Below are 14,390 nucleotides of genomic sequence, written 5' to 3'. Positions count from 1 at the left end.
TTGCAATTAATACGCATAAGAACAGATGATGAGCTCATGTGGTACAAGGAAATCTGGGATGGCATTTTAGAGGAAGAGGACAATGATAATCCTTTTATTGAATTTGCTTGGTTTTATAATTGGTGGCAAATAGTTGGGCGAAAAGAACGAGTAGAGCTTTTCGCTATTGAACATGAAGGAGTCATCCTAGCCTTTTTCCCCTTTACGGTGACTAGTCGATGGGGAATTAGGGTGTATTCCTTTGCGGGTGAAGGTATTGCCAATTATACAGGGGTTGTTGTCAAAAAAGAGTGGTTAATGAACACTACAACCTTTGTGTTCGATGAACTTATTAGAAAGCATCGGCACGTAATTTTTTCACTGCATGGCTTATTAGAAAGTAAAGTGTCTACTAAAGTCATTGAACAATATTTCGTGGAAAGACAGTTACGAGCAAATATTTTCCGTGTGGTCACTCCCTATCTCGCTTTTTCTGAGGTAGATTTTCTACAACATTTCCAGCAACGCCGGAAACTGCATGGGGTCGATCGGCGGGAAAGAAAGCTACGGAAGCTAGGTACAGTAACAAGGAGAGTTCCCGCACAGGACGAGCTCTGGCAAATGTTTCGATTGTTTGATCGACGATGGGCAAAAAAACTGGATACGAGTGACTTTACAAAAGGGAAGAAAAGAGACTTTTTTGAGCGCTTAACCATGCTTAATGGAGAGGCATTACAAGTAGAGGTTGATGCACTTGTCTTTGAAAATCAGTGGATTGCTTTCACATATGGACTTTTTTGTCGTGGACGCTATGTAACCTACGCGCTTGCCCATGAACCGACATTTAATGTATTTGGTCCCGGGCGTATAGTCAATCAGGAATCTATTCAGCGAACTTTTGCTGCTAATTATCGGCTATTTGATATGAGCATTGGCTATGAGCCTTACAAATTTGATTGGCGTACGAATATCGATTTTACTAGGCGGATGCTTGCCAGCAGTGGGACAAAGCGTGCAAAGCTAGTGACAGGTTTAATGCTGCTAAAGGAACGGTTCAAGGAATATGTAAAAAGTAATCAACGAATTGTAGACTGGAAACGCAATACACTTGGCCGTTTTCGCTATTTAGTAAAGTATGGAAAGCTCAGAGATTGGCTAGAATATGGACAACAATTCGTAGATAGGTTTATTCGTTTGAAGCACGTGGAGCTCTATGAATTATCTCCAACAGAGGATGTGTTTCCACAGCAACCTGTGGGCAACTTATTTGAGGAAATGACTATTCAGGAAGCGATGCAGCTTGATCAGGAAGAAGTCATTGCTCTCTATTATAAAGGGTACACGGTTTATAAGGATTCCTTTGCGGAGACAAATAAGCCAGCATTTGCATTACACGCGACAAATTGGCGTGTAGATTCGCTGCAAATAATAGAAGCATTACCGAAGCAAACGTATTTTTTAGCCTATGATATGTTCAAGCAGATCGAAATTATAACGGCCTATTTCAGAAAAGTCAAACCGCGACAAACATTGTGGGTAACGGCAAGCTTTTGGCAATGGAGAAAACGGAAGCGCTTAGGACAGCTAGGCTATAAACCTATTATTCGAATGAAACATTATAAAGTTGCTCGTTTTGAGCGACAACATGTACAAAAAAATACGGAGAGTGGGGGCGATGTTCATTCTGTCCATTAAAAGTAAGCGGTGGAATATTGCGATGCAACATTTTTATTTTTTAGAAAAGCCAGCCAATGTTCGAAAATCCATGAAAGTAATAGGCTATACAAATTCACTTGTACCAAGTCGAAAGCTTGTTAAAAGTGAAGCGATTCATATTGATCTCCAAGGGCATGAACTTTCATTGTATTTAGCACTTTCTGAAGGGAATCGTAAAATATTGCGACGGGCACATAAAGAATATTACCAAGTTATTTTATATAAAGAACCTTCCGTCGAAAACTTACGAGCTTTTCAGCAATTTTATAATCATTTTGCTAAAAGAAAAAAGCTTGAGGCTATTGGTAAATCACAAATGGAAACGATCATGCTTCTCAACAAACAGGGAGCATTATTATTATCTGAAATCCAAAGTATCTGTGGACAGACACTGTGCTATCGATTGGATATTGTACATGAGAATAAAGCGATGTCTTATTATGAAGCTACCTGTGCGGCGTCAGCCATATCGACACATTTAAAGAGACCTTACCGCTATGCAAATCGTTTTTTAATCTGGCATAATCTTCTTCATTTTAAGGAGCAAGGTTTTGTTTTATATGATATGGGTGAATTAACCGATAATCGAAATGTACGTGCCTTCAAACTAAGCTTTGGTGGACAAGTTGTCAATGTTTACTCAGGCTACATTACCCAATCAAAAATACGTGCACTATTACTAGGCGTGCAAAAATGGAGGAAGTAGCAACATGAATGGTGGGGGTCTCGTTATTTCATTAGATTTTGAGCTGAATTGGGGCGTCCATGATGTATTTCGATATGGACAATACAATAAAAACCTATATGGTGTACGGAAAGCCTTGCCCAGTATACTTGCGTTATTTGAGCAATATGACATTCATGCAACTTGGGCGACAGTCGGACTATTGTTTGCAGAATCAAAGGCTGAAATGGCTCATTATTTACGAGGTATCCCTGTTAAGTATGACAATATGCGATATGCAGCACATAGCCAGCTAGCTAAAGTAGGCGAAAACGAACAAGAGGACCTCTTACATTTTGGTAAATCTTTGATAGAGGAGATTAAACGTACACCACATCAGGAAATTGGTAGTCATACCTTTTCCCATTATTACTGCTTGGAAAAAGGTCAAACAGAAGCTGCCTTTTGTGCAGACTTAGACGCGACAAAGACCATAATCGAGGGTTATATTTCGCCCATGAAGTCCATGGTTTTTCCGAGAAATCAAGTGAATAAAGACTATTTTAAAGCATGTGTAGAAGCGGGCTATGTTTGTTACAGAGGAACAGAAAATCATCCATTGTATGATGCTCAAAAGTTTACGAAAAAAGGCAGATTTTTGGGAGCGAAAAAATGGCTTGATAGCTATATTAATCTTACTGGTCATCATATGGCAACATTGGAGGAAATGCGGGACGAGCAACTGATTAATATTCGTTCAAGTGCCTTTTTAAGACCCTACTTTCGTCCATTGCACGTATTCGAGGGCTCAAAGGTAAAACGCATAAAGGAAAGTATGCTCGAAGCTGCAAAGGCCCAAGCTTTTTATCATTTATGGTGGCATCCCCATAATTTTGGGAAGAATACAGCTAAAAATTTAGCGATGCTAGAAGAGCTATTACGTTATTTTCAAGAATTACGCAGTCAATACAATTTTGAAAGCTATTCCATGTATGAGGTAGCTGAACTTTGTGAAAATATTTCCAAACAACAAAAGTAACAAACTAAAAACCTCATTGAACACTGCGCCAACTCATATGAAATTTGAAGCAAACTGATTTTTAGTTTGCTTTTTTGTGTTTCAAATTTAAAAAGAAAAGAGGAAAAAAGAAAAAAATGACGAAGATGAATGTACGAATGGTACTATATAGAAAGAGTAGGAATTGGGTAGGACATTTGAGGGGCATGTGAAAAAATGTAGGTTCATTTAACTTGAATAGAAAAGATATAAAGGTGGTAGATGTATATGTTTATAGAACCGGAATGCCGATGGAAGCAAGAGAATGGATCGGCCATGCATCAGTGGATAAAGCAGCAAACAAATCCAAACCCAAATGATGTGGATATTGTCGTGTATGGGGCTCTTTTATCATATGCAGAAGAAGCATCTGGAAAAGCGCAATATCCAACTGCGTTTCGTAAAGTATGGCCAAGCTTCCAATCATATAACTTAGACGAGCAAATCAATTTACGCGCATTATCAGTCGTTGATATTGGCGATGTGGCGATTCATGAACAAGATAGAATGCTTTCTGAATCTGCCATCGAGGCTGCAGCAGAGAATTTGAGTATAGCTTTTCAAAAAAGCTTTACTTGCTTGATTGGGGGAGACCATGCCATTACCGCCTGTTCACTAAAAGGAATAAAGAATGCCTTTCCGCAGGATCGTATTGGTATCATTCAAATTGATACACATTTAGATGCAAGAAACCAAGAGGAAATTGGCTTGGCTCAAGATTCTCCTATCCATCAATTGATTGCCTCAGGCATTGTGGAAGGGAGACATATATATAATGTCGGATTGCACGGTTTTTTTAATTCACCTGAAATGATTCATTATGCTAGAGAACAGGGCATTCATATGATTACATTAAAGCAAATGCGACGTGACGGTATTCAGCTCACCATACATGAAATGTTACGTCAGCTTATGTATGAGGTTGATCGAATTTATGTTTCAGTGGATTTAGATGCACTTGATATTATGTTTGCACGAGATGTTCCAGCTGCCACACCAGGCGGTCTAACAGCCTATGAATTATTTGATATCCTCAAACTTATAGGTGAAAATGAAGGGGTTCGCCATATTGATTTTGTTTATGCAGACCCTAAGGAAGGAACGCTACGTCCAGAAACCGTTAAGATTGGTGTGACAGCATTTTTACAATGGCTAACAGGTATTCAGCTTGATCATCGCAATCGCATCTCAAATAAAGGAAAAGTGACGTTATAAGCATATTGCCGTGTATTGACAATGCCGATTGTTAAAAGTTTGCTATAATATTTCATAGGTATCAAAAATTTATATAAACTTTGCACGGTTATAGAGAGGAAAATTATGATGACAACAAAACCAAAACTACTGATTGTTGACGGTATGGCATTGTTATTCCGTTCATTTTTCGCCTCGGCTGCCATGGGCCACTTTATTCGCTTGGCGGATGGCACTCCAACGAACGGAGCACAAGGCTTTGTACGACATGTACTAACTGCACAATCTTTAATGAAGCCAACACATATGGCAGTTTGCTGGGATATGGGGGCACATACCTTCCGCAATGAGCTATTTGATGGCTATAAAGCAAATCGCCCAGCGCCACCTGAGGAAATGTTGCCTCAATTTGATATGGCAAAAAACCTATCTCTCCAAATGGGCTGGCAAAATTTTGGCGTGAAGGGCATGGAGGCTGATGATTTAATTGGTTCTATGATTGCCAAATGGCAGGACGACGCAGATATTACCGTAATTAGTGGGGATAAAGATTTACTTCAACTTTTAAGACCATCTACAGAGATTGCTTTTATGAAAAAGGGCTACACAGAATATGATATTTATACGCATGGGCGTTTTAAAGAGGAGTATAGTATTGAACCAGCGCAGTTTGCACAGGTGAAAGCCTTTATGGGAGATACGAGTGATGGTTATCCAGGCGTTAAAGGTATTGGTCCTAAGCAAGCACTCACATTAATCCAAACATATGGCTCGATTGATAGTGTGCTAGCGTCGCTCGGTGAATTAAAGCCAGGTCAACGAACAAAAATTCAAGACCAAATAGATATGCTGAAATTATCGCATGAGCTTGCAACGATTCAAACGGATGTCCCTATTGAAGCAGACCTTTCTAGCCTCGTATTACCAAATTATGAGCCACAAATATTTAAAGAGATGGAAGAGAGTGGCTACACGCTTATTGCCAAGCATGCCCGTTCTTTGTATTCCCTTATTTAATCAGTTATCGCAGAGTATAGTATTATGCTCTGCTTTTTTTATTGGTGGGAAAAGAATAGAGAGCAAATAGTAGGCTATTCGATAGTTGCTCTAGTGAGGAACCATTTTTACAAAGGATAATACTTTTTCATTGTTTTGATAGAGTACCTGACGAATGATGCTATCACGATTTGATGTACCATTGTCATGGAAAATTAACCATAGCTGATTATTTTTAATATCATAGCCAATTAGCGGTACCCAATGATAGGCGAAAGTAGAGGTTTGATCTCGCCAACGAAAACTAAAATAACGATCAAAACGCATAGCAACTGGACGCCCTGCATCAATTTCCTGCAAAGCTTCTTTTAATGAACAAGTACGAACATCCCACGATGGATATAATTGGCGTAATTTGCGAATCAATCGCCATTTGAATAAACCAATTTTTGTACTACCAAGCTGTTTATAGAGTTCATTAATTGAAGGAGCGGACCCATTCAAATAATTTAAAATAACGTGTACTGTAGTAGGACCACAAGCAGAATTACGATAGTTTGGCGCAATCGATGCATCATATTGTGATTTTCCGAGTAGTCCCAATTGTTGGCGCATAATGGTATCTCCTTTCAAAAAGAGCTGCATTTCATGAAGAAATGCAGCTCTCATTATTGTTATTGTTGAGCAGATAAAAATTCCGTTACTTGTTGAGGTGTTTTTGCATTGGCACTGTGTAAGTGAGCAAGCTTTTCACCGTTTTGGAAAATTAATAAACTTGGGATGCCCATTACATCATATTTGTCTGCGATTTCTGGAAGCTCGTCACGGTTTAGTTCATACCAATCAAATTGGTTATACTCTTCAATGATTGGGTCGATGAACATGTTCATACGTGTACAATCTGGGCACCAGCCAGCGTAAAATTTCACTAGTACTTTTTGGTCGCCATTGATTAATTCATTAAATTGTTCTGCAGTAGTAATTGTTTTCATTAAGTATTCACTCTCCTTGTTTACCATTCTACACATTTTTCCCGTAACCTGAAAGTTTTCTGTTTGACTGTGGTGATAGCTACTTATTGTCTCCTTTTAGCTCGTAAACAACAAAAAAAGATGTATATTGCGAAAATAATTCTTGAAAAAAGATTGCTAAATTAGACAAAATAATCTACACTAAAAATAGAAAAGTAGTTTTATCTTCATTCATTAGCAATCTTTTGAAACGGAGATAAACCTTAGGGCTCCTTGGTTGAATTGAGTAAATAGTCATTCAGCAGAGGAACAAAAATCCACTAAGGTACACTTGATATTTTTTTGACCAAAAAATGAATGGCTATTCATTCAATGGAAGAATAAGGGGGAATTGCTTGTGACTTATAACATTAAAAAAGCTGCTGTTCTAGGTTCTGGGGTGATGGGCTCTGGAATTGCAGCACATTTAGCTAATATCGGTATACCAACATTACTATTAGATATTGCACCGAAGGAACTAACACATGAGGAAGAGGCAAAAGGTCTTTCCTTAGAGCATCCAGCTGTAAGAAATCGTCTTGTTAATGGAGCTTTGCAAAAGTTGTTAAAGCAAAAGCCAGCACCACTTACTTCTAAGAAAAATTTATCACTACTAACGGTCGGCAACTTTGAGGATGATTTAGGGAAACTAAAAGATGTAGATTGGATTATTGAAGTTGTTGTAGAAAACTTACCTATAAAACAAAGTTTATATGAAAAAATCGATGCTATTCGTACACCTGGAACAATTATTAGTTCAAACACATCCGGGATTAGTATTAATGCAATGGCAGAAGGACGTTCAGAGGATTTTAAAAAGCATTTTCTTGGCACACACTTTTTCAACCCGCCTCGCTATTTAAAATTATTAGAGGTGATTCCAGCTGATACAACTGCACCTGAAGTAGTGAGCTTTATGAAAACATTTGGTGAAGATGTGCTTGGAAAGGGCGTTGTGCTAGCAAAGGATACACCTAATTTTATTGCTAACCGCATCGGCACTTATGGGTTACTCATCACGTTACAAGAAATGTTAAAAGGTGGTTACTCAGTTGGGGAAGTGGATTCCGTGACAGGTCCACTTATTGGTCGTCCTAAATCGGCAACTTTCCGAACGCTAGATGTTGTTGGTTTAGATACATTTATTCATGTAGCTAAAAATGTTTACGATCAAACAACAGGTGAGGAGCAGCAAGTATTTGCTGTACCAGAGTTTTTGCAAAAAATGGTCACGAACGGTTGGCTCGGGGCAAAATCAGGCCAGGGCTTCTTCATAAAGCAAGGAAAAGAGATTCATGAAATTGACCCAATGACTTTGGCGTATAGTCCTGTGAAAAAATTAAAGACACCTTCCATTGAAATGGCGAAACAAACTCGTGGATTAGCTAATAAAGTGAAGGCTTTAACATATGCAAAGGATCGTACAGGTGAATTACTATGGGGGATATTTGCTCCAACATTAATTTATTCTGCTCAGCTATACGGTGAAATTGCAGACGATATTGTGGCTATTGATAATGCGATGAAATGGGGATTCGGCTGGCAACAAGGACCATTTGAAATTTGGGATGCTATTGGCGTGAAAGAGGCTGTCGCAAAAATGGAAACAGAAGGTCGAGAAGTACCTGCCTTTGTAAAAGAGATGATAGCCAATGGGTTTGAAACTTTCTATTCCGATATAGATGGTGACTTGGCTTACTATAATGGGTCGGATTATGTTAAAGTGCCTATCAATGAAAAGGAAATCGATTTAAAACGATATAAGAAAAAACATGGCGTGATTAAATCCAATACAGGTGCTAGTTTAATAGACTTAGGTGATGGAATTGCATTATTAGAGTTCCATTCACAGTCGAATGCTATAGGCTTGGATATTATTCAAATGATAAACTTTGCCATCGATGAGGTAGAAGCTAATTATAAGGGCTTAGTGATAGGAAACCAGGGGAAAAACTTCTGTGTTGGTGCAAATCTAGGAATGATTTTAGTCGAAGCACAGGATGATAATATCTTTGAACTAGACTTTGTCATTAAGGCTTTCCAAGATGCGATGCAAAAAATTAAATATTCACGTAAGCCGGTTGTGGCGGCTCCGTTTGCGATGACATTAGGTGGTGGTGCAGAGGTTTGCTTACCTGCTGCACATATCCAGGCAACGATGGAAACATATATGGGCTTAGTAGAAGTAGGCGTTGGATTAATTCCAGGTGGCGGAGGGAATAAAGCGCTTTATCAAAAATTCCTAAAGGGTCTACCAAATGGTGTAGAAATAGACTATCAACATATTGCAAATAAAGTATTTGAAACAATTGCCATGGCGAAAGTTTCAACATCTGGTGAGGAAGCACGTGAAAATAACTTCTTAAACTTCGCAGATGGAATTTCTGTTAACCCAGACCATCAATTATATGACGCGAAACAAGCGGCTTTAGCACTTTATGAAGCAGGCTATCAACCACCTGTCCCAACAAAAGTTCCTGTGGTTGGTGCATCAGGCTACGGTACATTACTCATTGGTGCGCAAGGTATGTATGAGTCAGGCTTTATCAGTAAGCATGATTTGAAAATTGCTAAAAAGCTAGCTTATGTGATTGCGGGTGGTAAGGTTCCATATGGCACATTAGTAGATGAACAGTATCTATTAAACTTAGAGCGTGAGGCATTCCTTAGCCTTGTTGCTGATCCACTTTCACAGCAAAGAATGCAACATATGCTGTTAAAGGGGAAACCACTTCGTAACTAATGGACGAAATAGACAAAACTTGCACATGAAACAAAGGGGGATTATACGATGCGTGAAGCCGTTATTGTAGCAGGAGCACGAACTCCAATTGGAAAAGCAAAAAAAGGTTCTTTAGCAACAGTAAGACCAGATGACTTTGGTGCTGCCGTTGTCAAAGAAACATTAAAAAGAGCAGGCTATGAGGGACCGATAGATGATTTAATTTTAGGCTGTGCTATGCCAGAAGCAGAACAGGGTATGAATGTAGCTCGTAGCATCGGTGCACTTGCCGGACTACCAGATACAACTCCTGCACTAACCATTAATAGATTTTGTTCTTCGGGTCTACAGGCGATTGCCTATGCAGCTGAGCGAATCATGCTCGGGCATTCAAAGGCCATCCTCGCTGGTGGTGTTGAATCAATGAGTATGGTACCAATGGTGGGGAACACGCCCCGCTTAAATCCAACGTTAGCTGAAACAGCTCCACAATATTATATGGGAATGGGGCATACAGCTGAGGAAGTAGCTCGTCAATACAATGTAAGTCGCGAAGATCAAGATGCTTTTGCTGTTCGCTCACATGTACTTGCTGAAGAGGCAATTAAAGAAGGTAAATTTAATGATGAGATTGTACCTATAGAAGTGGAACAACATTATGTTGATGAGAACAATAAGCCACAGGTGAAAAAATTCACTTTCAGCATGGATGAGGGTGTCCGTTCAGGTACATCGGTTGAAGGTTTAGCGAAGCTTCGTCCAGCTTTCCATGTGAAAGGGAGTGTGACAGCAGGGAACGCTTCTCAAACATCTGATGGTGCAGCAGCTGTATTGGTAATGGAGCGTGAAGAGGCAGTCAAGCAAGGTTTAACACCAATGGCAAAATTCCTAGGTTTTGCAGTGGGTGGTGTACCACCTGAAGTAATGGGGATTGGTCCCATTGTGGCGGTACCAAAAGCGTTAGAAATCGCAGGTTTATCAATAGATGCGATTGATCTATGGGAAATCAATGAAGCATTTGCATCGCAATCCTTACAGGTGGTCCGTCATTTAGGCATCGACCAAGATAAGGTCAATGTAAATGGTGGAGCTATCGCATTAGGACATCCACTTGGTGCAACGGGTGCTATTTTAACACTAAAACTTATTCATGAATTAAAGCGTCAAGGTAAGAAATATGGCGTGGTAACTATGTGTATTGGTGGCGGCATGGGAGCCGCTGGAGTATTTGAAATTCTATAATTTTTCACTAGATCAGCTTGAGGTGTACTGTTTCCGGTTGCCTCCGAGCAAGTATATTTCAAGCTTTTCTATATATATTTGTCTTCACTCAGCAAAAGGTTTTTGGACCAAAATGAAAGCGTCAGAAACCTTCTCTAAAAGGTAGGAGAGTAGGCTGAATAAAAATCAAGCCTCTGAGCAAATACTACAGATTTTGAAGAGGCAGCATTCAATAGGGGATTAAACTATCAAAATAGATAAATTGGGAGGATTTTATATGACTGAAAAAACAACGGATTTCATTAAAGGCGGCGGATTTCTAATTGAAGATGTGGAATTAGATCGTGTGTTTACACCTGAAGATTTCACTGACGAGCATAAAATGATTGCCAAAACAACAGAAGAATATGTAGCAAATGAAGTTTTACCTGTAGTTGAAAATTTAGAGCATCATGAATTCGAGCACTCAGTACGTCTCCTTAAAAGTGCTGGTGAATTAGGCTTGCTTGGAGCAGATGTGCCAGAAGAATACGAAGGACTAGGCTTAGATAAAGTTTCTTCAGCATTAATTGCAGAAAAAATGTCTGTAGCAGGTGGTTTCTCCATTACTCATGGTGCACATGTAGGGATTGGCTCATTACCAATCGTGCTATTCGGTGACGAGAATCAGAAGAAAAAATATTTACCTAAGCTTGCCTCGGGTGAATTAATTGCTGCTTATGCTTTAACAGAGCCAGGTTCAGGCTCGGATGCTTTAGGGGCAAAAACAACTGCGAAACTAAACGATGCAGGCACACATTATATTTTAAATGGTGAAAAGCAATGGATTACAAATGCCGGCTTTGCAGATGTATTTGTTGTTTATGCTAAAATTGATGGTGATAAGTTCTCTGCCTTTATTGTGGAACGTACATTCAATGGTGTTTCAGTCGGTCCTGAGGAGAAGAAAATGGGGATTAAGTCTTCATCTACCCGTACACTTGTGTTAGAAGATGCAGAAGTGCCAGTAGAAAATTTATTAGGTGAAATTGGTCGTGGGCATGTCATTGCCTTCAATATATTAAATATCGGTCGCTATAAACTAGGGGTTGGAACAATTGGTGGATCAAAACGCGCATTTGAGCTAGCGGTACAATATACAAACCAACGTCAGCAATTTAAAACAAAGCTATCTGACTTCAACCTAACAAAAGAAAAATTATCAACAATGGCTTCTCATTTGTATGCATCAGAGTCATTAAACTATCGTACTGTGGGTTTATTTGAAGACCGTTTAAGCCAGCTAAGCCCAGAGGAGCAAAAGGAAGGAAAAGTGATTGCAGGTGCTATCGCTGAATATGCGATTGAATGCTCCATTGCTAAAGTATTTGGATCAGAAACATTAGATTATATTGCAGATGAAGCTGTACAATTACACGGCGGTTATGGCTTTATGGCTGAATATGAGGTAGAGCGTATATACCGTGATTCTCGTATTAATCGAATTTTTGAAGGTACAAATGAAATTAATCGCATGATTGTACCAGGTACATTTATGAAAAAGGCACTAAAAGGTGAGCTGCCATTATTACAGGTTGCGCAAAATTTACAGCAAGAGCTTCTAATGCTAATGCCAGAGGATATCGGCACTGAGCCACTAGCTCAGGAAAAATACTTAGTGAAAAATGCCAAGAAGATTGCTGTATTAGCTGCAGGCTTAGCCGCACAACGCTTTGGTGCGAAGCTTGATCAAGAGCAAGAAGTATTAGTGAATATTGCTAATATCGCTAATCAATTATTTGCAATGGAATCAGCTGTATTACGCACAGAAAAAGCGATTGCTCGTGATGGCGTTGAAAAAGCACATCAAAAATTGCTATACACTCAAATTTTCTGCCAAGAAGCATTTGCAGAAATCGAAAAAGAAGCAAAAGATACAATTCTGGCTTCCGCAGATGGTGATGCAGCACGTATGACATTATCTGCATTACGTAAATTAACACGTAATAATCCATACAACCTCATTACGAAGAAACGTGAAGCATCTGTGAAATTAATTGAAGCAGAAAAATATATCGTTTAATCGTAGGAAAATGCTAGCTATCCGTAAGTGGGTAGCTAGTTTTTTATTGTGCCAAATAAATTATTTGTCAAAGTAACGGATAAAAATACAAAATGGATGGATAGACTTACGGAAATGAGCGAAGTTCCACCATTCTCGATGATTATGATGGTATACTACAGAAAAAGACAGCAAAGGAGCATTTTAATGACGATTCAATTTTTCCATTATCCCAAATGTACAACATGTAAAAAAGCGCAAAAGTGGTTAAATGATCATGACGTTTCCTATGAAGAGGTACATATCGTAGAGCAGCCGCCAACAAAGGATGAAATAACAGCTTTATGGCAAGTCAGTGGTCTTCCTTTGAAGAAGTTTTTTAATACTTCAGGCATGAAATATCGTGACCTTGGTTTGAAGGACAAGCTAGCTGATATGACTGAGGAAGAACAGCTTGAGCTACTTGCTTCGGATGGGATGTTAATAAAACGTCCACTCGTAACAGATGGAAAAAAAGTAACTTTAGGGTTTAAAGAATCCGATTTTGAGCAAGCTTGGATATAGCCGTTTTTATTCTTGTTTTTATAGGAGAAGTATGGCACACTGAAAGTGAATATATTACATAATTATGGAGGGGTTTTTTGCATGAGCACACCGAAAGACTTACGTTACTCTGAAGAGCATGAATGGGTTAAAGTAGAAGATGGAAAAGTACGTATTGGTATTACGCACTTCGCACAATCTGAATTAGGAGATATCGTTTTCGTTGAGCTTCCACAAGTTGGCGATGAAATCAAAACGGATGATCCATTCGGTAGCGTAGAATCAGTAAAAACTGTTTCTGAATTATATGCACCAATCTCAGGCACTGTAGTTGAAGTTAATGCAGATTTAGAAGATAGCCCAGAATTCGTTAATGAATCACCATATGAAAAAGCATGGATGATCGTCGTAGAGCCTGCTGATGCATCAGAAGTTGATAAACTTATGACAGCAGAACAATACGAAGAGATGACAGCAGAATAAGACAAGCCATAATCAAAAAACGTCGGAAACTACCGGCGTTTTTTATTATATAATAACGTATAAGTGGGAATGTCTAAATGGAGGTGGCGTAATGTTCGATGGGAAATGCTTGATAGTAGAAGGACGCTCAGATAAGCTACAAATTGAGCCAATTTTAAACGAGAATGTTACAATACTATGTACGAATGGAACAATTGGTGTGCATCAATTAGAAGAGCTAATCGATCCCTATGAGGGCTATGAGCTATTTACCTTTTTTGATGCCGATACTTCAGGCGATAAGCTACGTGCATTAATGGACAGACATTATCCTGAAGCGGAGCATTTACGGACAATGCCAACATATAAAGAAGTAGAAACGACACCTAGAAAAGTGTTAGCCATGATTTTACTTCGTGCGCATTTCTCAATCCATAATGAATATATTTTGTAAGGTTGCGTGAACTAAATGGAAGAATGGTCGAAAGAGCAGTGGGAAACGGCATTACAGTCCGGAGAAAAAGCTGCGTTTTATTTATATACACCGATGTGCGGTACTTGTGCAGTGGCATCAAAAATGATGTCAATTGTAGAACAACTATTACCTCACCTAAAGCTAGGGAAAGCAAATATTAATTTTTTGGAGCAAATTGCTTTTGAGCATCAAATTGAAAGCGTTCCGTGCTTACTTGTTTGTGACGGTGGCAAAGTGACAGAAAAGATTTATGCTTTTCAATCCGTACCTTTTTTGTACGAATTGTTAAAAAAATCAATTGACTGAACTT

General features: G+C 39.0%; 14 protein-coding genes. 12 read left to right on the top strand and 2 right to left on the bottom strand.

Going from position 1 to position 14,390, the window contains the following annotated elements; translation table 11 throughout:
* The 5 genes from A2J09_RS14445 (at position 1) to A2J09_RS14425 (ending at position 5,627) form a co-directional block, all read left to right on the top strand.
* Positions 1-1,674 carry a GNAT family N-acetyltransferase gene (locus A2J09_RS14445; protein ID WP_036160542.1) on the top strand — a complete coding sequence of 558 codons (1,674 nt, stop codon included), beginning with the start codon at positions 1-3 and terminating at the stop codon, positions 1,672-1,674.
* 22 nt (positions 1,675-1,696) lie between these two features.
* Complete coding sequence (locus A2J09_RS14440; protein ID WP_012292305.1) at positions 1,697-2,401, top strand: hypothetical protein; 705 nt, start codon at positions 1,697-1,699, stop codon at positions 2,399-2,401.
* Between the two features lie 4 nt (positions 2,402-2,405).
* Complete coding sequence (locus A2J09_RS14435; RefSeq protein WP_012292306.1) at positions 2,406-3,398, top strand: polysaccharide deacetylase family protein; 993 nt, start codon at positions 2,406-2,408, stop codon at positions 3,396-3,398.
* Between the two features lie 240 nt (positions 3,399-3,638).
* Positions 3,639-4,631 (top strand): agmatinase family protein, encoded by a 993-nt coding sequence (locus tag A2J09_RS14430; protein ID WP_031417726.1) that lies wholly within the window; start codon positions 3,639-3,641, stop codon positions 4,629-4,631.
* A gap of 108 nt (positions 4,632-4,739) precedes the next feature.
* The gene (locus A2J09_RS14425; protein WP_171821103.1) at positions 4,740-5,627 is read left to right on the top strand and encodes a 5'-3' exonuclease; all 888 of its coding nucleotides are present in this window, start codon (positions 4,740-4,742) and stop codon (positions 5,625-5,627) included.
* 90 nt (positions 5,628-5,717) lie between these two features.
* Here A2J09_RS14425 and A2J09_RS14420 read toward each other — a convergent pair whose 3' ends face one another.
* Together A2J09_RS14420 and A2J09_RS14415 are read right to left on the bottom strand one after the other, a co-directional pair.
* On the bottom strand, positions 5,718-6,221 hold the full coding sequence (locus tag A2J09_RS14420) for a C39 family peptidase (protein WP_036160547.1): 504 nt from the start codon (positions 6,219-6,221) through the stop codon (positions 5,718-5,720).
* A 59-nt stretch (positions 6,222-6,280) separates the two neighbouring features.
* Entirely contained in the window at positions 6,281-6,598 is a 318-nt protein-coding gene (locus A2J09_RS14415) for a thioredoxin family protein (protein ID WP_031417721.1), read from the bottom strand.
* Between the two features lie 376 nt (positions 6,599-6,974).
* Here A2J09_RS14415 and A2J09_RS14410 point away from each other — a divergent pair, with 376 nt between their 5' ends.
* The 7 genes from A2J09_RS14410 to A2J09_RS14380 all read left to right on the top strand — a co-directional run bounded on the left by A2J09_RS14410 (position 6,975) and on the right by A2J09_RS14380 (position 14,386).
* Positions 6,975-9,359, top strand: a complete 2,385-nt coding sequence (locus A2J09_RS14410) for a 3-hydroxyacyl-CoA dehydrogenase/enoyl-CoA hydratase family protein (protein ID WP_012292311.1) — start codon at positions 6,975-6,977, stop codon at positions 9,357-9,359.
* Positions 9,360-9,407: 48 nt separating this feature from the next.
* A complete protein-coding gene (locus A2J09_RS14405) occupies positions 9,408-10,580 on the top strand; it encodes an acetyl-CoA C-acetyltransferase (protein WP_012292312.1) in 1,173 nt (390 codons plus the stop codon).
* A 256-nt stretch (positions 10,581-10,836) separates the two neighbouring features.
* Positions 10,837-12,621: an acyl-CoA dehydrogenase FadE gene (locus tag A2J09_RS14400; protein ID WP_012292313.1), complete on the top strand. Its 1,785-nt coding sequence runs from the start codon at positions 10,837-10,839 to the stop codon at positions 12,619-12,621.
* Positions 12,622-12,807: 186 nt separating this feature from the next.
* On the top strand, positions 12,808-13,164 hold the full coding sequence (locus A2J09_RS14395; protein ID WP_031417717.1) for an arsenate reductase family protein: 357 nt from the start codon (positions 12,808-12,810) through the stop codon (positions 13,162-13,164).
* Positions 13,165-13,245: 81 nt separating this feature from the next.
* Entirely contained in the window at positions 13,246-13,626 is a 381-nt protein-coding gene (gene gcvH, locus A2J09_RS14390) for a glycine cleavage system protein GcvH (RefSeq protein ID WP_025116632.1), read from the top strand.
* 91 nt (positions 13,627-13,717) lie between these two features.
* Positions 13,718-14,059: a toprim domain-containing protein gene (locus tag A2J09_RS14385; protein ID WP_031417716.1), complete on the top strand. Its 342-nt coding sequence runs from the start codon at positions 13,718-13,720 to the stop codon at positions 14,057-14,059.
* 15 nt (positions 14,060-14,074) lie between these two features.
* The gene (locus tag A2J09_RS14380) at positions 14,075-14,386 is read left to right on the top strand and encodes a thioredoxin family protein (protein WP_012292318.1); all 312 of its coding nucleotides are present in this window, start codon (positions 14,075-14,077) and stop codon (positions 14,384-14,386) included.
* Positions 14,387-14,390: the final 4 nt, after the last annotated feature.

It is taken from the genome of Lysinibacillus sphaericus (genome assembly GCF_001629735.1).
GTDB classification, from domain to species: Bacteria; Bacillota; Bacilli; order Bacillales_A; family Planococcaceae; genus Lysinibacillus; species Lysinibacillus pinottii.
Note: the sequence above shows the minus strand (reverse complement) of the source record. Positions and strands in the feature narration are given on the sequence as shown.

Bases quoted from the DNA above. Each gene is read 5' to 3' on its own strand.
- A2J09_RS14440 (WP_012292305.1), top strand. From the start codon at position 1,697: ATGCAACATTTTTATTTTTTAGAAAAGCCAGCCAATGTTCGAAAATCC.
- A2J09_RS14435 (WP_012292306.1), top strand. From the start codon at position 2,406: ATGAATGGTGGGGGTCTCGTTATTTCATTAGATTTTGAGCTGAATTGG.
- A2J09_RS14430 (WP_031417726.1), top strand. From the start codon at position 3,639: ATGTATATGTTTATAGAACCGGAATGCCGATGGAAGCAAGAGAATGGA.
- A2J09_RS14425 (WP_171821103.1), top strand. From the start codon at position 4,740: ATGACAACAAAACCAAAACTACTGATTGTTGACGGTATGGCATTGTTA.
- A2J09_RS14420 (WP_036160547.1), bottom strand. From the start codon at position 6,221: ATGCGCCAACAATTGGGACTACTCGGAAAATCACAATATGATGCATCG.
- A2J09_RS14415 (WP_031417721.1), bottom strand. From the start codon at position 6,598: ATGAAAACAATTACTACTGCAGAACAATTTAATGAATTAATCAATGGC.
- A2J09_RS14405 (WP_012292312.1), top strand. From the start codon at position 9,408: ATGCGTGAAGCCGTTATTGTAGCAGGAGCACGAACTCCAATTGGAAAA.
- A2J09_RS14400 (WP_012292313.1), top strand. From the start codon at position 10,837: ATGACTGAAAAAACAACGGATTTCATTAAAGGCGGCGGATTTCTAATT.
- A2J09_RS14395 (WP_031417717.1), top strand. From the start codon at position 12,808: ATGACGATTCAATTTTTCCATTATCCCAAATGTACAACATGTAAAAAA.
- gcvH (WP_025116632.1), top strand. From the start codon at position 13,246: ATGAGCACACCGAAAGACTTACGTTACTCTGAAGAGCATGAATGGGTT.
- A2J09_RS14385 (WP_031417716.1), top strand. From the start codon at position 13,718: ATGTTCGATGGGAAATGCTTGATAGTAGAAGGACGCTCAGATAAGCTA.
- A2J09_RS14380 (WP_012292318.1), top strand. From the start codon at position 14,075: ATGGAAGAATGGTCGAAAGAGCAGTGGGAAACGGCATTACAGTCCGGA.